Origin of the sequence: Enterococcus florum (assembly GCF_004309355.1) — a bacterium.
Lineage (GTDB): Bacteria > Bacillota > Bacilli > Lactobacillales > Enterococcaceae > Enterococcus_A > Enterococcus_A florum.
The window spans coordinates 59,019-78,778 of record NZ_BJCC01000031.1; the positions used below are offsets into that span (position 1 = coordinate 59,019).

Sequence of the window (19,760 nt, forward strand, 5' to 3'; positions counted from 1 at the left end):
GTAAAAGTAATGAATGTTTGTATGTATAAAGCAGCTTATCGATTAAACTTTCGGTAAAAATAATTAATAATAGTTGTTTGTATGATATTTTAACACAAAAAGTTAACTATATATGATAAAAGATCAAAAAAATCCAATCCTATTTTTAATTTAGTGAAATTGAATTATTATAAAAGAACTCGTAGGGCCTCTTCTCTTTGGAGAGTTGGGACTTACGAGTTCTTTCTACAAGTCATTCATTCCTCAAATCATCGCCAGATACTTGTTGGTTTTTTAATCCTTTCAAGGATTGTTCATAGCGCTTGTTGCCGCGATACAGCTCAGTGATCGTCCATACCAGTAGAGCCAAAACAACGAGAATCAACCCATAAGCAATCCAATCTGCGGTTAGCAAATCGGCCGGCGTAGCTTGTTCTCCAAAAAATCCTTCAAGCTGTCCGGGAAGTCCAACGAGGTTCAGATAAGTTAAGCCAATCACGGACAGCCAGCCTAGACCTTTTACCAACCAGTTATTTTTGAAGCGATCCCCCATTTCTGCCTGACTATTTGTCATCATCAGCAAAGGGATCATGGAAAATGGCAAGGCGAAGGCCAAAAAGACTTGGGAGTTGTTCATCAGATTATTTAGCGCTTCGTGCTCTTCAATCGTGCTTTTTCCGCTAGTGAACCAGACACAAAAGAGAACAGGTAAAACAGAAATCAGTCGAGTGACCAGTCGACGCAGCCAAATCGGCATCCGCAGATGGATAAATCCCTCCATAATTACTTGGCCAGTCAAGGTTCCTGTGATCGTGGAATTTTGGCCAGAGGCAAGCAGAGCCACCGCAAACAGAGTGGAGAGCAGGCCTGACTTGGCGATTGCTGCCAGTCCTGCATTGCTTAACGTAGCTGGATCAGACAACGCTTGGTACAAGCCGAAAAACGAAGGATCTTTTACGGTTCCTGTTTTGAAAACAGCCACGCCCATGATAAGCAATAAGGCGTTGACCAGAAAGGCCATTGTCAATTGAATATTCGAATCCCAAGTCGAGAAACGAACAGCCTCCGCGATATTTTTCGGATCATGACGGTCGATTTTTCGTGTTTGCGACACTGCAGAATGCAAATAAAGGTTGTGAGGCATAACGGTTGCCCCGATGATCCCCAATGCGCCGGTTAAAGGTGTTTGTCCTCCGATCATCGGGTGATTTGCGACAGTTGCAGGTGTCGGAATCAAACCTTTGATAACATCGCTCCAGACAGGATTGGACAATACGACCTGATAAACAAAAACAAACAGAATTACAAAAATCAGGCAAACTACCAGCGCCTCGATTTTACGAAAGCCGATTTTGGTCAGCAGCAGCAACAAAAGGACATCAAAGATCGTGATTACGACGGCAACGAGCAACGGGATGTCAAATAGCAAATACAACGCAATGGCTGCTCCGATTACTTCCGCGATATCAGTCGCCATGATCGCCAATTCAGTCAAGATCCAAAGTACCAGCCCCAAGCGTTTGCTGGTTCGAGCACGAATCGCTTGTGCCAGATCCATTTGGCTGACGATTCCTAATTTTGCTGCCATATACTGCAAAAGCATGGCGATCAGGCTGGACATTAAAATGACCGACATTAACAAATATTGAAAATTTTGTCCACCAGTGATCGAAGTTGACCAGTTGCCCGGGTCCATGTATCCAACGGCTACTAAAGCACCCGGTCCTGAATAGGCGAAAAGGGTCCGCCAAAAGCCGCGTCCCTGAGGAACCTTTACGGTACCGTTGATTTCTTCTAAAGAAGTTCCATTTGTATGATGGATCAACCGTTGTTTATGGTTTTGTTCTGTCTCTTTCAACACACGTTCATCCTTCTTTCACTACGTATCATATACCTGAATGAGGTTTAACGAAAGCGAAAAGTATGGCAAACCTAATTTTTAATCATTTGTATCTTTTTAAAAGAAAAAATTCAGCTTTCACGGTAAAATGAAGAAGCAATTGAATGGTTGGAAATTGATTCAAAATGAACAAGTAAAGCGGGTTATCAAAATGAAAGAACGTGTTTTAGTCTTTAGCGATGCGATTATTGCAATTATTCTAACGATCATGGTTTTGGAATTGCCGATCCGGTATGCGACAAATGGAGCGTTGGATTTTGGGTCTTTGCTGAATGCAGTAGGGATCTACTTTATTAGTTTTTGCTTCGTAGCCAATCTTTGGTTTCAAACCGCTTATGCGTTTAATCGGTTAGAGCAGGTAAAGAATAAGAATTTGGTCGCTTACATGCTGCTGTTGTTTTCGCTGTCGCTGGTTCCGTCAGCGACTCGACTGCTGATCGAAGACACGACACAGCAGACGATCTTGCTCTATGGTGTTTTGACCTTGCTGGTCACTCTGGTAATGCGGCGGATGATCGTTTCATTGACGAAGCAGGAGATCACAGATGAACAGCTGCAAAAGCGGCGTGTAGATGAGTTAAACCGGCAAGATATGGTGAGTATTTTCTTTCGACTGCTATTACTGGTCTTTGGCTATTTTTTTGTTAAACCAGCGTTAGTAATCTATTTGATCTTGCCGATCTTGGCCTTTCTGCAAAACATGATTGATCGTGAGGAAGACCGCTTTGTTGACAGCTTAGACCACATGCAGCAGGCCGATTATTTTCAAGACCGTGATCGTTTGTGGGGGAATACCATGAGGCGGTATTCTTCACTGCTGCGTGATTCGCTGCATGATAAAAATGATGTTGATTCCGAACGCTGGAAAAAAATCATGGACGAATGGCAGGCACGAGTCGATCAGGAAATTACCGAGCGGCAGCAGCTGTTGGCCTCTAATCAATCGATTAACAAAGAAAAGGTATCCTTTGAGCTGCAACAATTAGAACAGCAAAAAAAGCGTCTTGCTCAGCAAAATGCGCGAATGCAAAGCAAAGTAAAGAGGCAAATGGATCGCAAAGTCAACAATCGCTAAACCGAAGCTTGGTATCGTCTGTGAACGATATCAAGCTTTTTTAAACGTAAACCAGTCACTCAACGATAGGTTGAGTCGCAAAAGCAAGGCTCAATGAATCCATCGACAGAAACGTTTCTAAACCTCAGGCTAAACGAGTAGGATCAAGGGAAGGAAAGCTTCTTTTGTGCAGGAGAAAACGAGATGGAAAAGAAAGTAAAATAAGCCGTTCTGGTGTTGTACAATATGTGCGGCCGTTCGTCGGTGATGCTGGCTGTCAAAGGAAATGGTGATTGCTGAACTGCGATCTGCATTAGTGGATAAAAAGAAGACGAACCGCCAGATGCAACTAGCGGTTCGTCTTCTTTATTGTTCAATCGAGGAGAGGGACATTTTAACCAACTGATCGTCTTGTTCGGAGGGAGAGCCGCGGCCATCACGATTATTGGTAACGAAATAGAGATCGTTCCCATCAATATAAACATCGCGAATTCGGCCAAAACCTTCGATAATTTGGGTTTCACTGTCTTCTGCCAAATCAAACCGTAACAAGGTATTTCCTCTTAACCCAGCCACATAAAGCGCATTGCCAGCAACATCCATACCAGAAGGTGCCCAAGTATCGTTGCTGCCAGATGTGAAGATAGGCGTTTCCATGCCGTCCTCTGTTTCCATGCCTTCAATCACCGGCCAGCCATAATTTTTCCCAGCTTCGATTCGATTGATCTCATCGTTGGCACTCGCGCCATGTTCACTGGCGTACATGGCATTCTCTGAGGTCCAAGTAAGACCTTGAGCATTTCGATGTCCATAGCTGAAAACAGGGGAGTCAGAAGAAGGATTGTCTTCTGGGATAGAGCCGTCTAAATTCAGCCGCAAAATTTTTCCTGCTAAAGAATCCTGATCTTGAGCTGTCTCCGGGCGTGAAGCATCTCCGGTGGTGGCATACAGTTTCTGATCAGGTCCGATCTTCAAACGACCGCCATGATGGGTGCTGCCGCTGGGAATCTCATCCAATAATACAGCTGTTTCCTCCCATTGCTCCTCCACCAGCTCCAATTCAACGATTCGGTTCATTCGCTGATTTCCCGCTTCATAGGTGTAATATGCAAACGCAGCGTTCGAGTCTGAAAAGTCTGGCTGCAAAACGAAGCCCAATAAACCTGCCTCAGAAGCGGAAGAAAGAGACTGCTCCAACACAACCTGCTGCCGTTCAAGTGCACCATCAGTGATTGCTGCGATCGTTCCCGGTCTTTCACTAATGTAAAAGGTCTCCTCATGCTGATCAATAGACCACGGCACTTCTAAATTTTCCGCAAGCACCTCAGTCTCACTGTTCGCTGTCTCCTGCGAATTGGAAGGACTCGGGGTATCTGCGGCATCTTCTCCAACGCAGCCGCTCAACAGTCCAATCAATAATCCGCCAAGAAGTATCTTTGTTCTCATTTCTTCTTCCTCCTTGAGTTTTTCAATCCTAAGCAATAGTTCCCTTCTAAACTAGCATCAATGAAAAAGAGAAGTAAAAGGATCTGCCTAAAAAATTGGACGAAGCAGTCAAATGATTTGCTCAACGAATCTATAAAGAAAGAGGTTGCTGAGTATTCTTTTTGACGCTTTTTTAGAGTCTCTTGTAAAGTTTAATTGTAGTTAATAATCATTCTTATAAAAAATAAAGGAATTAAAAGAATTAAATGATAGAAACGAAGGACGGTGAAGAAATGAAACGGTGGATAAAATTGATTGTTCTGGGATTACTGATAACTCATACATCGCATCCATCCGTCTTTGCACAGGTGACCCATTCCTCGGAAAATGAGGAACATTTGACCACTCGAACCGAGGAATCCAGCAGTAAATCTGGAGATGCAATCAAAGATTTCTCTTACGAAGAAAAAAATGATTGGCCAGCAGAGAGCTCTTCCGATTCTACTAAACAGCAACCCACCAGCGAAAGCGCTGAACGATCTATTCAGGAGCAATCCTTGGAAGTCCAAGCTGCGGGAGAGGGAACCAGCAGCAATCCTTTTCGGGTTCAAAATGCAGCAGAGTTAAAAGAGGCCCTTAAAGCCGATTTTATGGAGGGGCAAACGACGCACTATATTCAATTGATCAATGACATCGTTTATACAGATGATGATACACAATTTGAGATTGATAAAAATACGGTGCTTGAAGGAAACCATCATGCCATCTTATACGACGGCACTCGCCCTGCATCGGTGCATTTTCGAACAGGAGCAAATAATCTGACAATTACGTTCAAAAATATTACGTATGGCAACGAACAGTACCCAGACAGCTCGTATTATGGAATTTTACAAGCAACGAACAGCAATATTGATTTTACAGTTGAAAATATCCAGTACACGATCAGGGATGGCGGCCAGCCATTTTATGCAAACAAAGGTGCGGGCAATAAATTGACCCTGACTGGAACCAACCGATTTTACTCTGAGGGGGCCACGGGGGGAGAATTTAACGAAGGCTTTGAAGATGTCTATTTCGCTGCGAATAGCCAAACCTCGATCCATAATGACACTTCGACGGGCTCTGCTATTTTTTGGACCAATGATCAACGGATTTTTGTGGAAGAAAATGCTGAGGTGGACATTACTTTTTCAAAACGCTATTTGTCTTATAACAAATTGGAGCTCAATGTTGCGAGAGGTGGAAAATTCACTGTCAATGGAATTACAACTTCCATCAATTCAGCGACGTACATGACACTTGTTCGTGCAGGAGACTTTACGATGAATTTTGCCCAGGATTCAATTGGGCGTTTTACCACAGAAAAAGGAAGAGGCTTGGATGGTCGAAATCCGATTGTCTATGCGAACTCTCCTTATTATATTTTATTTGATGCAGGACAGAATCCGACTTCCATTATTAATTCGATCAATCCAACATTTCATCGGATAGATGATGATGGCAAAGACTATTCCATCGAATACCTTTTGAACCAAGCAGATGCAGTGCAAAAGACGTTGACCAATAACGTTACATCCGGTCAAAGTCTCGAAGTGAGCAATTCGGATATCGAAAATGGACAATCTCTTCTATACACGAGAAATGTTTCTGTAGATGATTTTTGGGGATCTGCACAAACGGGAGATGCCCAAAGCGAGATCAATACACAGATTACACAGTGGACATTGCCTTCACTGAAGCAACTAGAGGTCAACTATAAGCTGAGCGATCGAACGCTTTATTCAGTAGAGGACATCTATTCGGCGGAGGCACAAGAAAGTATTGAGCAGAGTACGGAAAATGAAGCGGGGATTCAGGAATTTGCCCTCCAGCCAACAGAGGACGGAGCACGCTATCCGGCTGAAGCGACCCAACATACTTTTTCGCCATTAGTTGGAGGAAAAACCTATTATCTCTATGCAAAGGCCTCTACTTCAGGCTTGCCCGGGTATCGTCTTGAGAGCCTGTGGGTGGAAAAAGTCATTGAGGTACCTGCTTATGTCAACATGACCTTTTCCACAGATCATTTACGATTTGCCAGTCCGATTCCGGGTGTGTTTGGTAAAGATCAAAACCTGGAAACGTATTCCGTTCGCAACTTAGGGAATGTTCCTATCGCACTCAGCCTGAATGAAGTTATCACAAATTCCAGCAGTTCCTCAGAGATCGCTTTAGTGAAGCAATTTACCCTGAGGGATCAAGAATACAAGATGCAATTGGTCGCTGAAAATACGCTTACGAACCAAAAAATTACTTGGGGACCATTGATAGAAGGGGAAGTAGAGGAAGGGCAGAAAATGCAGATTGATCCATACTGGACACCAGGAAGCCAACCTCAGCTCTATATCGAAGGAGAATACTCCGGCCCATTGATCGGTCCAAAAGATGTCAGCTATTTATTCAAGTTTACGTATCGATCCATACAAGAAGATCAATAAAGGAGGATGACCATGGAAGAGACACAAGACAAGAAAAGAAAAAGAGGCCTGCTGCTGTTGCTGCTGTTATTATTGCTGGCAGGCGGATATGGTGCGTATCGCTTCTTTTTAGCACCCAAAGCGCAAAACATGTCAGTCGTAAGTGGGGATTTTTTACCTGAAGGAAAGGACGCACAAAAAATGTCCGACCAGGAAATCGCCACCTTGGCACAACAAACTGTCGACAAAAGCCAGTTCAATTTGATGATTGCATCCGAGTCTGCGATCGACGCAGCGACTCAAAAAGGGATGCTTCATATAAAAAATCCTGAAACCAACGGTTATCCGATCAACGTAGAAATTTTTGATGATCAGACCGGAGAGATTTTGTATACTTCAGGAGCGATTCAGCCGGGCGAGGAGGTGAGCGAGATACAATTAGAGAAGCCTCTGAACGAAGGCACACACAAGACGACCGCACTTTTCAGCTTGTATGATCCGCAAACTAAACAGAAGCAAGGAGAGGTATCAGCCGGCGTCACTATTTCTGTGGATTAATTTTTTAACTAAAATAATGAAAAACAATTAGGAGGAATCACCATGAAAAAAATCGTATCAACTATGTTACTGGCGACACTTGTATTAGGAGCGGCACCTTTGGCATTCGCGCAGGATGGAACGGCACCTGAAAGACAAAATAATGTAAACGGTCAAGGCTCAGCAGAGATCGAAGTCAACGGAACATTAGGAGCAGACAACAAAGACCCTGATGCAACCATCCCGGAAGAAGACGTGAACTGGATCAATGTTACCGTTCCAACCAAAACGATTTTCTACAATACAGCGGATGATCCAGCTATCAAAGCTCCAACCTACAACATCGTCAATCATTCAGGTCGACCGGTGACCGTTACTGCAAATGGGTTTGAAGCCGGTGAAGATAATTCTGTATTGCCTGAGGATTTTGATTTGAACTTGGCAGTCTCTGGGAACAATGTTACGACGGCAACTACCTCATTGATTGCTGGTGGACAATTGGCAGAAAATCTAAACAGTGAATTGATTACCTTGGCAAATAATGAAAATCATTTGACTGTTGATGGAGCTGCTGGCGAAAGTGCAGCAACATTCACTTATACGGGTACAGCTACCGTAGAGGAACAATTAGAATTAACCTACACATTGAACTTGAAATTTGACGCTGTGTCTTGGAACTAGGCGTTCTTTTCACTAAGAGGTGATTCGATGGAAAATTCGATCGACGTGGAGGGCATCCTTGGTATTTCAGATGACCATCTAGAAGTATCCGAGCAGTTTCAGCATGTCGCAGATGAGGGTCAACCCCGTGTACAATACACGGTGCAGCCGCAAAAGGTCTATCCTCAGACAGGAGCAATGGAGCAACGAACGATCGCTTTGCTGGGCTGGCTGTTGCTTCTATTGGTTTTGTTGTTCGCATTGAAAAGGAAAAGTTTAGAAGAATAAGAAAAGGCGTTGACACTGATTTGATTCGTTTCAGTGTCAACGTCTTTTTTGAAGAGTATCGCAACCTAACAACAGCCCAAATTACAGCCCATTTGAGCGGCAATTTTTAAACCGGTTTTTGTTTGAGCCAAACCACCTAGGCCGGTACAGCGTAATTCAGGGGCAATCATACGGCCTACTCGATTGAAGCTGTCGATCGTTTCGTCTAAAGGAATCACTACATCATATCCAGCTAACGCCATATTGGCGGCCCCTAATGCATTGAGTCCGCACATCACATTTTTTCCTAAACAAGGAACCTCCACCCGCATGGCGATCGGGTCGCAGACCATCCCAAAAATATTTTGCAAGCCCATCGATGCGGCATTGACTGCTTCTTCAATAGAACCTCCCATCAGCTGAGTCAAGGCACCAGCAGTCATTCCAGAGCCAGCGCCGCATTCCGCTTGACAGCCGGCTACTTCGGCTGCGAAGGTCGCATATTCGGCAATGAATACGCCGATCATCCCACCGGCCAGCAAAGCTCGAACTAGCTCTGATTTTTCCTTTTTATAGTGATGGGCAACAGCGATCAACGTACCTGGCAATGCGCCGCAGGAGCCAGCGGTAGGTGCTGCTACAAAGACGTTCATTGAGCTTTTCACTTCCATCATCGCAGAAATGTACCGAATGATCGAGGCATTTAACTCGCCGCCGATCAACCTTGCTTGATTCTCTAAAATCTTGTGGGACTGCTGCCCTAAAATCCGATCCTCAAAGCTGGTTCCTGCCAAGCCGATCTCAATGCCTCCGACCATGATATCAAGGATCTCCTCTGCCTTTTGGTAGACCTCTTCTTCAGAGATACTCCCGCGAATACTTTCATAGCGCAAAGCCATATCTGCCAAATCGAGCTTTTCCTTGTTGGCTTGTTCCACCATCTCTGCTGCTGTATAAAAGGGCAAGGTCGGTGTTTTCTGGGACAGGACCGGCAAGACCGGATCAAAAGCGATTACCTTTTCAACTGTCATTTGCTGGTGCAGCCATTGGAGTTCCGAGTCTATCAGTTGTTTCTGCGACTTGATAGCTAGAACGATACAAGTGCCGGTTTGCTGAAGGGTGAAGGAACAATAGGTTTGGACATGCTGCGCCAATAATGTATCCAAGTCTTTTTCTGTGTGCTTCATCCCTTGACCAAACAGCAATGTTTCATAAAATCCGCCGGCGATGGACACTGCGGCCTCATCGATCTGAACAAATTCGATCATGCCGCCGCCAACAGAAAGTGCAGTCGCTTCCAAGGTTTCATTTTGATCGGTTTTGATGGTCATTTTATACGTATTGGGATGCGAGTTTTCATAAGGAACGATCCGAAATTCAATCGCCATGCCGTTTTCTTTTGCAATCGTGATCGCGTTCAGCAGATTTTCATCTGTCGGCGCCATATCCAGTAAGCCGCCGATCAGTCCAACGTCTGAACATTGGCCGATATAGCTGGCAGCCAGGGAGCCTTCTGGATCAAAATCTGCCCGGAAATAGGTGATGTTTCCCTGCACCATTTGTCTCAAGGCTTTTCCAATTCGTACAGAGGCGGCAGTATGTGAACTTGAGGGGCCAACCATCACGGGTCCTAAAACATCGTTAAAGATACTTGCATGTTCTTTCATTTGATCGCACTCCTTTTTGCCTTCGCTGATGCTGCGTTAGTGAACCTGTCGAATTTGATTAGGACCAAGTCGTCCCGATTTTTTTGGCAACTGCTTTGTCATAGATTTGTTTTGCAGTGACTAGATCTTGTGCCCCGATCCCCACTGTTTTAAAGACGATGATCTCGTCGTCGTTTTCGCGTCCGGTCAGGGTACCCAATAATACTTCGCCAATGTCGCCGGTAAAGTCATCTTTTGTGATCGTTCCATCCCCAAGCGGAATCAAAATATCTCCAGCTTCAGACAATACGGCATCTTCTGAATCAAAGTACAGTTTGGCTGCTCTTTGTAAGATTACCGGGTCCATTTCCTGCATATGAGGTTGATAAGAGCCTACACAGCTGACCGTAGCTCCGGCTTTTACTTTGTTTCCATCAAACACAGGAGAGGTTGCCGGGGTAACCGTGATAATCATGTCTGCATCAATAATTGCTTCGTCAGAAGAAGCTGCAGCGGTGATTGTCGCACCATAAGCGGACAATTCCTGATTCATTTGCTTAGTAAATGCTTTGGTCCGTTCGAAATTCATGTCGTACACCTTCACTTCTTCCAACTCGCGGGCACAAAGCATCGCCTCTAGTTGCGTCGCTGCTTGTCCGCCAGTACCGATCAAAGCACCTTGCTTCGCATCTCTTCTTGCCAAAACATCAAAGGCAACGCCTGAAGCCGCACCGGTACGGAATTGTGTGACTGTTGCCCCTTCCAAAACGGCAGTGACCACTCCTGTTTCACCATCAATTAACAAGACCTGGGCAGGCGCAGATGGCATTCCCTTATCGATATTGTCAGGAAAAATATTGATGATCTTTAGAGAAGCAGTATCCAAATCCGGCGCATAGGCTGGCATAAATAAAAAGGTGCCGTTTTGTTTTTCAGAAACGATCTGCGTGCGCAGCGGAACATCTGTCTTGCCCGCGGTAAACAGCTTGAATGCTGTCTTGTCGGCTTCGATCGCCTCCTTCATGGTAAATACTTGTTTGATGTCTTCGCGAGATAACAGTAACATAATCTTCCTCCTTGTATTTTGTGGAACAAGCATCGCTCATTTTTTAACTCCTGTTAATGATGCTTGATCCGCGAATAGATAAATCTACGAAAATCTTCAAAGCTGTGTACATTGCGAATCTCCTGATAGCTTTGCGGCGAATCGAACAGAGAGATCAAGCCCTCATAAATATCGGTAAATCTGCGACGATCAACATCATTGATCGCTGCCAGCAAAACCACATGAACTTTGCGATCTCCCCAGCTGATTCCGCGTTCGGATACCGTCACACTGATGATCGTTTTTTGCGCTTCCATATAAACAGAATGCGGAATCGCGATGGATTCAAAGGCCGTTGATGAAGCCGTCTCTCGTTCCAGTACATGCGGATAAAACTCTGGTCCAACAATGCCGTGCGTAGACAACTGGGAGCACATTTTTTCCAAGATCTCCTGTTGTCCGACAGCGTCTGTTTCGGTCCGAAAAAAGAGTTCATCAAAGAAGTCATCAAAGTTGGCTTTTAAGATCTCTCTTTTGCGGTCCAGCCGGATGGTATCTAGCTCGTTAATCAGCATCAGCCGTTGTTTTTCCGTAAAAATAGGAGAGACGTTGATGACGGTGTATTCATTGGCAGCAGGAACCGGCAGGGTAGTGATCAAAAGCTCCAACTCTTGGCCCTTCAACTCTGCGGCTTCCGATATGACCGACTGTATCCGCAGTTCATTGCCAAAGTGCTGATTCAGCTGGTCATACAGCTTCTCGTCTAAATTCATATATTTGGGACACAATAAAACCGTTCGAATTTTTGAAAAATTCTTTTTTTGCTTCTCCAGCTCTGAGCCGATGTGCAGTGCGATATAGGCACATTCGTCCTCATTGATCGTGATCTCCAATAGATCGCCGAGACGCAAAGCCAAAAATACAGCGATGTCATGCACGATCGGGTAATCCTTTTTTAGAGAATCCAGCATCGGATTTTTCAGAAAGGAGGCTTGCTTGGCTCGGTTGAACAGGCCGCTGACATGCAGCGAAAAAGGCACGACAAAGCTTTCATTTGTTAAGTTGATACCAAACGTTCTCCTGACGTCCTCCAAAGCCTGACTGATCGGTGCCATCAAGTCAGCACCTACGATCTGCTCCAGTTCTTTTAGGTTATTTGAAGGGATATAATTAGCATTTGCTTGAAAGATCATGTGGATCTCTTCTTTTTCCAAGCGGTTTAAAGACAAGTCAAAGGTCTCTTCGATCCGTTGAATCATTTTAGTGACCAGCTTGGCTTTGTCTTCGGTCAGCCAAGAGCTGAACCAGTTTCTAGTGATCAGCGATTTATTATTGCGTACCGATTCTAACAGGATCAGCAAATGGATCATTAGATTGATGAAGGAGAAATCATTGAGCTGGTAATTGGATTCCTTCATCAGCGACTGAATGATCTGAGTTAGTTTTTGAATATCCTCAGTCTGAAAGTTTTTTTCTAAAATGTCCTTATCTAGAAATTGTTGCGGTACTTCCTCGAAAATGACATAGGAGATCAGGCGCCGTTTTTCTTTTTCCTCCCCCTCGATTTGGAGAGTATCTTGTTTGAGCAGGAATTTGACGTGGTATTTTTCAAAGGCTTTGTTCATTTTTGTAATGTCTGCTTTGAGGGTGGAATAGCTGACGAATAACTCCTCAGACAAGTCAAAAAGGTTCAGCTGCTGATGTTCAATCAAACTCTTTTTGATGATATAAAAAGCCCGTTCTTTAAAGTTTTGCGGTAGTTCCTCTTGCGGCTGCTCTGAGACGATCAGCTGTCGGGCTGCCTCACGATTGATCTTGTACCCCTGATTCGAAGAGAGGATCACCGGTTCGCCGCTCAGCTGGTTCAATTGAGAGATGTAGTTTTTGACCGTTCGTATCGAAACGTCCAAGGTTTCTGCCAGCACCCGAGAAGGAACCGCTTGCGTTTGTTCCAGTAAAAAATGCAGCATCTGCGCTTGTTTTTCTTTCATAAGGAACCCCTTCTTTTCATTTCATATTTCTATTATAGCGTTTATGAAAGCGATATAAAACAGCAACTTGCACGGGGAGGGTGCAACAGTGTGGTTGAGGCGGACGCTGCAAATCGAGATAATAAGAGTGTAAAAAACATCTAGATGCTAAAAAAATACAAAGCGGAGGTTTTTAAAATGGAAACGGTTAATATTCTTTTATGCTGCGGTGCTGGAATGTCCAGCGGATTCTTGGCTCAAAAAACACGGAAGGCGGCGAAAAAGCGCGGGATTTCCGGTACTATCGATGCTAGAAGTGAAAGTGAAGTAGCGTCTTACCTTGATTCAATCGACATTTTACTTTTAGGACCACATTATGCTTCCTTCAAAGATGAAATGGCTCAGCAGGCAGCTCCTCATAATGTGGTCGTGGATGTGATTCCGCAAGATATCTACGGCATGTTGGATGGTGAAGGATTACTGAATTTTGCCTTGGAAAAATTAAACGCATAAATCGATGACAAAGGGGTAAGTAAAAATGAAAAAATTTATGGACTGGCTAGCGAATTCCTTCGCACCAAAAGCTAAGAACCTGACGCAGAAGCCAGCAGTCGCAGGGCTTTCAAGCGCCATGCAAAAACTCATCCCATTTATTATGACGGGATCAATTGTCTTCTTTTACAACGTATTTCGTTCCTACATTCCGCAGCTGCCGGATTTAGGAAATATCTCAAATTATTCCTTTGGGATGATTGGCTTGATTGCTGCCTTCATGGTTGCCAATCAATACATGGAAAAATTCAAGCACGCCAATTATTCCATTACAGCTGGAATCGTAGCCGTCTGTGCCTTAATGATGACCCTGCATCCAGTAGGAGCTGAAGAAGGCGTGTATGACATGGGTCGGGTAGGTCCGACCGGGATTTTAATCGGCGTTATTACCGGTGCAGTAGTTAGTATCATCTTCCATTATTACAGCAAACTGAAATTATTTAAAAACAGCGAAATGCCGGACTTTGTCATTGAGTGGATCAACAACATCATTCCGATTTTCTTAAGCTTGGCGCTATGGTCTACTTTGATTTTCGGCTTGAACATCGACATTTTCCAAGTGATTCTGAACCTGTTTGAACCAATTCAAAACTTTGGTCAATCACTGCCTGGTCTAATTTTACTAGTGTTAATCCCGGCTTTCTTCTATTCAATGGGGATTTCTACCTGGTTATGGTCAGCGATTCAAAATCCGATCTTTATTGCCGGGATTGCTGCTAACGCACTAGCGGTACAAAATGGTGATCCTGCCATGAACATTGTGACAAACGAAACAGTTTACAGCCTAGGCTTGATTATGATGGGTGGAACAGGTGCAACCTTAACCTTGAATCTGTTAATGTGCTTCTCCAAAGCCAAAAAGCTGAAAACATTGGGGCGGATCTGTATTGGACCTTCGATTTTCAACATTAATGAACCGATTGTCTTTAGTACACCAGTGGTTATGAACCCGATATTGATGCTGCCAATGTGGATCAATTCCATTACCGGCTGTTGTGTTATTTGGTTCGCTATGCGAGGTGGGTTGTTGAATATTCCAGAACAGCTGATGCAGGTAGCACAAATTCCAGCACCTATTTCCAGTGTAATGATTTTGCAGGATTTCCGGGCTGTCTTATGGTATGCCTTGCTGTTTGTTATATACTTGGGCACTTGGTATCCATTCTTTAAAGTCTATGAAAAAGAAGTACTAGCGGAAGAAGTGAAAGAAGAAAAGCAAGGGGCGGAAATGACAGCACCTGTTGAAGCAGTCTAAACAGATAGGAGTATAAAGGACATGATGGAAGAAAAAGACTTACTTGAAGAAGAAAATGAACTGATTCCGGTTGCGATGCAGATTATTCTGCATGCCGGCAATGGACGTACGAAAGCCCAAGAAGCAATCAAATGTGCCAAAGCACAAGATTTTGAAGCGGCTCGCAGCGCCTTGAAGGAAGCAAAGGATAATATTGTGTTGGCTCACCGTTCGCAAACGGCGGTCATCCAAAATGAAGCAGCCGGCAAAAGCTATCAGCCCTGCCTTCTGTTTACCCATGCACAGGATCATTTAATGACGATCACCAGTGAAGTCAACATGACCAGAGACTTGGTAGACATGTACGAATTAGTGCTGCAAAAATAGGAGGCCATCGGATGAAGAAGAAGTTATTATGGCTGTTGCCTATCGCAGCAATTTTGCTAACCGCTTGTGGTGCCAGCGGTGGAGAAACCGATGAATCGGGAACGGCTGCCAGTAACTCCGGTGAAGCAAAAGAAACGACCATCTACTTAGTCAGGCATGGCAAGACCTGGTTTAATACTCAAAACCAAGTCCAAGGCTACAGTGACAGTCTGTTGACAGAAGAGGGCGAAAAACAGGCGAAGCTAGTGGGAGAAGGCATGAAGGACATTGAATTCACCGCAGCCTACTCTAGTGATCTGGGGCGTCAACGTAATACTGCTAAACTGATTTTGGAACAAAATAAGAATGATGTACCACAAATCACGGAAAACATTGGCTTTAGAGAAAAAAACTTTGGCAGTTTTGAAGGCCTGTCCAACGACGACATGAACATTGCAGTCGCAAAGGCGCTAAACCTAGATTATCCCGAAGGCAGCGATGAGCTGTGGGATTTCTTGAAGGAACAGCTGACGGAAGAAGAATTAGCCAACAAAGTGGCAGAAGTTGATCCTACCCAGACAGCTGAGACCTATGACGAGATGCACCAGCGAGTGTCGAAAGTCATGCCTGAAGTAATGAAGGAAGTGGATGCGCAAGGCGGCAACGTACTAATTGTCTCTTCAGGCGGCATCATCCCAATCATTTTAGAAAGCATTGCCCCAGGTGAATACCAAGGAGAGAAAATCGCCAACTGCAGCGTCACTACTTTGACCTATAAAGAAGGCAAATACACGATCGAAAGCATCGGTGATACCAGCTACGTCGATCAAGACTAATTATTGTGAAACCTGAAGCAAGTCCGTTATTGACCATCCTTCAGTTTTGCCAGCTCTGCTTTTCCCAGTTTAGTATGGTTAATCGATCTCTTAACGGAATAAGAACGTATCAATCAGCAAACAGGGTTTAGCAGAGTGGTATGCGTACGAGAATCTAAACAAATTTGAAAAATTTGTTTCCTAATTCCCAAGTTAGCTCCAGCTCTGCTTTTCCCAGCTTAGTATGGTTAATCGATCTCTTAACAGAATAAGAACGTATCAATCAGCAAGCAAGGTTTAGCAGAGTGGTATGCGTACGAGAATCTAAACAAATTTGAAAAATTTGTTTCCTAATTCCCGAGTTAGCTCCAGCTCTGCTTTTCCCAGTTTAGTATGGTTAATCGATCTCTTAACAGAATAAGGACGTATCAATCAGCAAACAAGGTTTAGCAGAGTGGTATGCGTACGAGAATCAAGGAAAATCAGGAGTAAGAATGTCATTCTCCCAAACATACCCAACTGGCACCGTGGTGGAATGTATTTTCCCCACACGATAGATTATTTACAAACTAGAGGAGGATTTACATGAACAAAGAATTTCCAAAAGACTTCCTATGGGGAGCATCAACCAGCGCCTACCAAGTCGAAGGTGCCGCACTAGAGGATGGGAAAGGACTATCCCAGCAAGACGTTATCAACCGGGAACGAAGTGAACAGTATGGGTTTGCAGACGCCAGCGTGGCCAGCGATCATTACCACATGTACAAAGAGGATATTGCTTTGTTTAAGGAAATGGGCTTTACCAGCTACCGCTTTTCGATTGCCTGGTCAAGAATTTTTCCGAACGGGGACGATGTCGTCAATGAGGCAGGGGTACAGTTTTACCGCGACCTGATCAAGGAATTGAAGGACAACGGCATTGAACCGATCCCAACCTTGTATCACTATGATTTGCCATGGCCTTTGGTGGAAAAATACGGCGGCTGGTTGTCTCGTGAAGTGGTCAAAGATTTTGAAGTATTTGCAAAATACGTGATCCATGAGTTCAAAGACGACATTAAGTATTGGATCACCATCAACGAACAAAGCATCATCGTTCAATACTGGACCCAAAAATGCTACATTTTACCGGAGTATCGCGACAACAATCAGCTTCGCTACCAAATCAACCATCACATGAACTTGGCCCAAGCGATTGCCTGCAAGTATGTTCATGAAGTTGGCGGTTTGGCTGGACCTGCATTAGGCTACGCACCAGTTTACGCTCGTACCTGTAAACCAGAGGATCAGCTGGCAGCATTGAATGCCAATGATCTGCGAAACACTTATTACTTAGATGTTTATTTCCGCGGCTATTACAATGTTGCTGCGTTGACTTATTTGAAAAAACACGGGCTGGCTCCTGAGATAGAGGAGGGCGATGAAGAGCTGTTTGCAGAAAACTTATCCGACTTCTTTGCCATCAACTACTATGACAGCCAATGTGCCCATGCTTGTCCAGAGGATGTTACGGAGCATAGCTGGTCTGGCTACAACCTTTCTGGGAAAAAAGGCGATATGTCCGGCTTTGAGACTCATCCCGGCTTTTACCAAATGTGTCCAAATCCAGAGTTGAAAACAACGGACTGGGATTGGGCGATCGATCCGATTGGGTTGGAATACGTTTATCGCGATCTCTACACTCGCTACAGAGTACCTTTCATGATCACCGAAAATGGCTTAGGAGCTCATGACGAGTTGACCGCAGATGGAAAAGTTCATGACGATTATCGGATCGACTATTTCCGTGAACATATCCAGGCAACTAGACGCGCTATGGAACTTGGGGTAGAAGTCGTTGGCTACATGCCATGGTCCGCTTTAGATTTGCTGTCTACCAGCAACGGATACAAAAAGCGCTATGGATTGATTTACGTGGATCGCACAGATGAAGATCCTAAGGAATGCAAACGAATCAAAAAAGACTCTTTCTACTGGTACAAAAAAGTCATCGCTTCTGATGGCACAGATTTGGATTAATGAAAATGCTGATCCGATTAGTTATTTCCGTCCTTGGCTCCTCATTTGTAGGGGTCGGGGTGGGAATGTGCGTGACGACTGGGTTGGGTGCAGATGCTCTAGGCGTCTTGTGGGAGGGGCTGGCAAAGCATTTGCCAGTTACGGTGGGACAAGCGTCCCTGCTGGTTACTGCCACCTGTCTAACAATGGTCTTTTTTATAAATAAAAAGGAACTTGGCCTAGCAACTGTTTTAAACCCGATCGCTACCAGCATTTTTACGGACATTGTCATCAAAGAGGTTCCGGGTCCCAGCTCCTTCGGTATAAAGCTGCTCATGGTCCTGATCGGCATTTCCCTAATCGGTATCGGTTCAGGGATTGCGGCAGCGACCAATACTGGAAAAGAGGGCTACATTGCTTTAAGCTTTGTTCTTAGCCAGCGCCTGGCTATGGATTTAGCGAAAATTCGGATGATGTTGGACGCATTTTGCTTTATTGTCGGCATGCTTCTTGGTGGAAAATTCATGTTGGGTCCGATCCTAGGTGTCGTAATGATCGGCCCGCTGTTAAAAGGTGCAAGCCGCTACTGCGGGCATAAAATGCTGCCGCTTTTGTAAAATAAAAATAGATAAAAAAGAACTCATCAGGAAAATGCTGTTCTTTTTGGATCATCCTTCGTCAGTTGAGAAGCTTCAACTGGCGTTTTTATTTGGAGACATGCTGAAGAAGAATCGATCCAGCTTTGCGCGAAAAGACCAGTGTTGGATCCAGTAAAAATGCACCATTATTTTCGTTTTTTCCGCTTCTTCTTTTTTCCGGTGGCTTTAATCAGCACCTTTTCTTTCTCCCGCTGTCTTCGCCGCTCGTCTTTGGTTAACGGTTTTTTTGAATAATCCCGGGGGTTGCGTTTTCTTTTCAACGCATCGAGGACTTCCTGTTGCCGTTTGTTCGATTTTGTGGCTGTAGCTGTGGCGATGGCTGCCTCTTTTTCATCAGAGACCGTTTCAAACTGGAAGTCGGTCAAAACCGCTCCTTCTGGTAAAGTCGACTTCACCATTTCCATCAGTTCCTCTTCTGACATCGTTGAAGGATCAAAGCCCTCTGGCATCACAGTCTCAACAAGTTGAACCTGTTCACCGTCGACTTCCATTGGCTGCAGCTCGATTAGCTCTTCCCGCGTTTTCACCGGATCATCGTCATTTCGAGTGTCAAAACCAACCTTCGTGAGGCTGAAATCAGCCTTGATCACTTTGGCAAAACGACGCACTCCGTCTTTTTCAAAAATAGTCAGAGTCGTCAAAATATGCAGCAGATCATAATTATCCTGCGGCGCAATCTCAGGATCTACATGACTCAAGCTCCAGCCATGTTTTTTCCCATTGGCATCCTCAAAGGTCGACACCAAACTGGCTTTTACAGAGACTTCTCGGCTCCCAGAGATCAGTTTTGCCCGCAGTTTTTTTATGTGTGAACGAGTGTCCTCGGTGATTTTCAAAAATTCCTCTTGGGTCTCAAACAGACGTCCAATCACGGCTCCCCATTCACTGCCATCAAAGTAATCACGGAAATAAACGCAATAATGGCGCACAGAATCCAACGCATCGCTCGTCAAAAACAGTTCGCGAATCAGTTCTTTAGCAAGAAAAGACAGGTCGGCTGGAGAGAAAGCATTGCGCACCATCACAGCGATCGCACACTGAATCAAGTAGGCGGCATCATTGGTCTCATGGAAGTAATCTAAGAACCTTTTTTCCAGACTCTCTCTTTTCATCGTGTACAACTGGCGTTGGTTTAGGGGTTTGTTTGTCATATCCATTTCTCCCATCTGATAAAGAATTCGCTTACATCATAAA

At 44.5% G+C, this 19,760-nt stretch carries 17 protein-coding genes; 11 read left to right on the forward strand and 6 right to left on the reverse strand.

What is annotated here, in order from left to right; genetic code table 11:
* Positions 1-232: 232 nt before the first annotated feature.
* A complete protein-coding gene (locus NRIC_RS15940; RefSeq protein ID WP_146623703.1) occupies positions 233-1,840 on the reverse strand; it encodes an Nramp family divalent metal transporter in 1,608 nt (535 codons plus the stop codon).
* Between the two features lie 190 nt (positions 1,841-2,030).
* On the opposite strand from NRIC_RS15940, the gene NRIC_RS15945 reads away from it, so the two are divergent.
* The gene (locus tag NRIC_RS15945) at positions 2,031-2,954 is read left to right on the forward strand and encodes a TMEM175 family protein (RefSeq protein WP_146623704.1); all 924 of its coding nucleotides are present in this window, start codon (positions 2,031-2,033) and stop codon (positions 2,952-2,954) included.
* 345 nt (positions 2,955-3,299) lie between these two features.
* Here NRIC_RS15945 and NRIC_RS15950 read toward each other — a convergent pair whose 3' ends face one another.
* Positions 3,300-4,379 (reverse strand): PQQ-dependent sugar dehydrogenase, encoded by a 1,080-nt coding sequence (locus NRIC_RS15950; protein WP_146623705.1) that lies wholly within the window; start codon positions 4,377-4,379, stop codon positions 3,300-3,302.
* Between the two features lie 272 nt (positions 4,380-4,651).
* Between NRIC_RS15950 and NRIC_RS15955 the strand changes: the two genes are divergently transcribed.
* The 4 genes from NRIC_RS15955 to NRIC_RS15970 are packed head-to-tail and all read left to right on the forward strand — an operon-like array spanning position 4,652 to position 8,302.
* Complete coding sequence (locus NRIC_RS15955) at positions 4,652-6,838, forward strand: pectate lyase-like adhesive domain-containing protein (protein WP_146623706.1); 2,187 nt, start codon at positions 4,652-4,654, stop codon at positions 6,836-6,838.
* 12 nt (positions 6,839-6,850) lie between these two features.
* A complete protein-coding gene (locus NRIC_RS15960; protein WP_146623707.1) occupies positions 6,851-7,375 on the forward strand; it encodes a hypothetical protein in 525 nt (174 codons plus the stop codon).
* Between the two features lie 42 nt (positions 7,376-7,417).
* The gene (locus tag NRIC_RS15965) at positions 7,418-8,035 is read left to right on the forward strand and encodes a hypothetical protein (RefSeq protein WP_146623708.1); all 618 of its coding nucleotides are present in this window, start codon (positions 7,418-7,420) and stop codon (positions 8,033-8,035) included.
* A gap of 27 nt (positions 8,036-8,062) precedes the next feature.
* Positions 8,063-8,302 (forward strand): LPXTG cell wall anchor domain-containing protein, encoded by a 240-nt coding sequence (locus tag NRIC_RS15970; protein ID WP_146623709.1) that lies wholly within the window; start codon positions 8,063-8,065, stop codon positions 8,300-8,302.
* Between the two features lie 65 nt (positions 8,303-8,367).
* Here the strand turns inward: NRIC_RS15970 and NRIC_RS15975 are convergent, their stop codons facing one another.
* Genes NRIC_RS15975 through NRIC_RS15985 form a run of 3 tightly spaced genes read right to left on the reverse strand, consistent with a single transcriptional unit; the run spans position 8,368 to position 12,963 of the window.
* Positions 8,368-9,948, reverse strand: a complete 1,581-nt coding sequence (locus tag NRIC_RS15975; protein WP_146623710.1) for an L-serine ammonia-lyase, iron-sulfur-dependent, subunit alpha — start codon at positions 9,946-9,948, stop codon at positions 8,368-8,370.
* Between the two features lie 58 nt (positions 9,949-10,006).
* Complete coding sequence (locus NRIC_RS15980) at positions 10,007-10,993, reverse strand: ornithine cyclodeaminase family protein (RefSeq protein ID WP_146623711.1); 987 nt, start codon at positions 10,991-10,993, stop codon at positions 10,007-10,009.
* 53 nt (positions 10,994-11,046) lie between these two features.
* A complete protein-coding gene (locus NRIC_RS15985; RefSeq protein WP_146623712.1) occupies positions 11,047-12,963 on the reverse strand; it encodes a BglG family transcription antiterminator in 1,917 nt (638 codons plus the stop codon).
* A 177-nt stretch (positions 12,964-13,140) separates the two neighbouring features.
* Between NRIC_RS15985 and NRIC_RS15990 the strand changes: the two genes are divergently transcribed.
* From NRIC_RS15990 to NRIC_RS16015, 6 genes are all read left to right on the forward strand, one after another.
* Positions 13,141-13,455 (forward strand): PTS sugar transporter subunit IIB, encoded by a 315-nt coding sequence (locus NRIC_RS15990; protein ID WP_146623713.1) that lies wholly within the window; start codon positions 13,141-13,143, stop codon positions 13,453-13,455.
* A 25-nt stretch (positions 13,456-13,480) separates the two neighbouring features.
* Positions 13,481-14,749 carry a PTS sugar transporter subunit IIC gene (locus NRIC_RS15995; RefSeq protein WP_175580135.1) on the forward strand — a complete coding sequence of 423 codons (1,269 nt, stop codon included), beginning with the start codon at positions 13,481-13,483 and terminating at the stop codon, positions 14,747-14,749.
* A gap of 24 nt (positions 14,750-14,773) precedes the next feature.
* Positions 14,774-15,115, forward strand: coding sequence for a PTS sugar transporter subunit IIA (locus NRIC_RS16000; RefSeq protein WP_175580137.1), 342 nt, complete (start codon positions 14,774-14,776; stop codon positions 15,113-15,115).
* An 11-nt stretch (positions 15,116-15,126) separates the two neighbouring features.
* Positions 15,127-15,930: a histidine phosphatase family protein gene (locus NRIC_RS16005; protein ID WP_146623715.1), complete on the forward strand. Its 804-nt coding sequence runs from the start codon at positions 15,127-15,129 to the stop codon at positions 15,928-15,930.
* A gap of 564 nt (positions 15,931-16,494) precedes the next feature.
* A complete protein-coding gene (locus NRIC_RS16010) occupies positions 16,495-17,928 on the forward strand; it encodes a glycoside hydrolase family 1 protein (RefSeq protein WP_146623716.1) in 1,434 nt (477 codons plus the stop codon).
* Entirely contained in the window at positions 17,928-18,524 is a 597-nt protein-coding gene (locus NRIC_RS16015) for a YczE/YyaS/YitT family protein (protein WP_146623717.1), read from the forward strand. Before NRIC_RS16010 ends, NRIC_RS16015 begins: the two co-directional genes overlap by 1 nt.
* Positions 18,525-18,691: 167 nt before the next feature.
* On the opposite strand, the gene NRIC_RS16020 is transcribed toward NRIC_RS16015, so the two are convergent.
* Entirely contained in the window at positions 18,692-19,717 is a 1,026-nt protein-coding gene (locus NRIC_RS16020; protein WP_146623718.1) for a hypothetical protein, read from the reverse strand.
* Positions 19,718-19,760 lie beyond the last annotated feature (43 nt).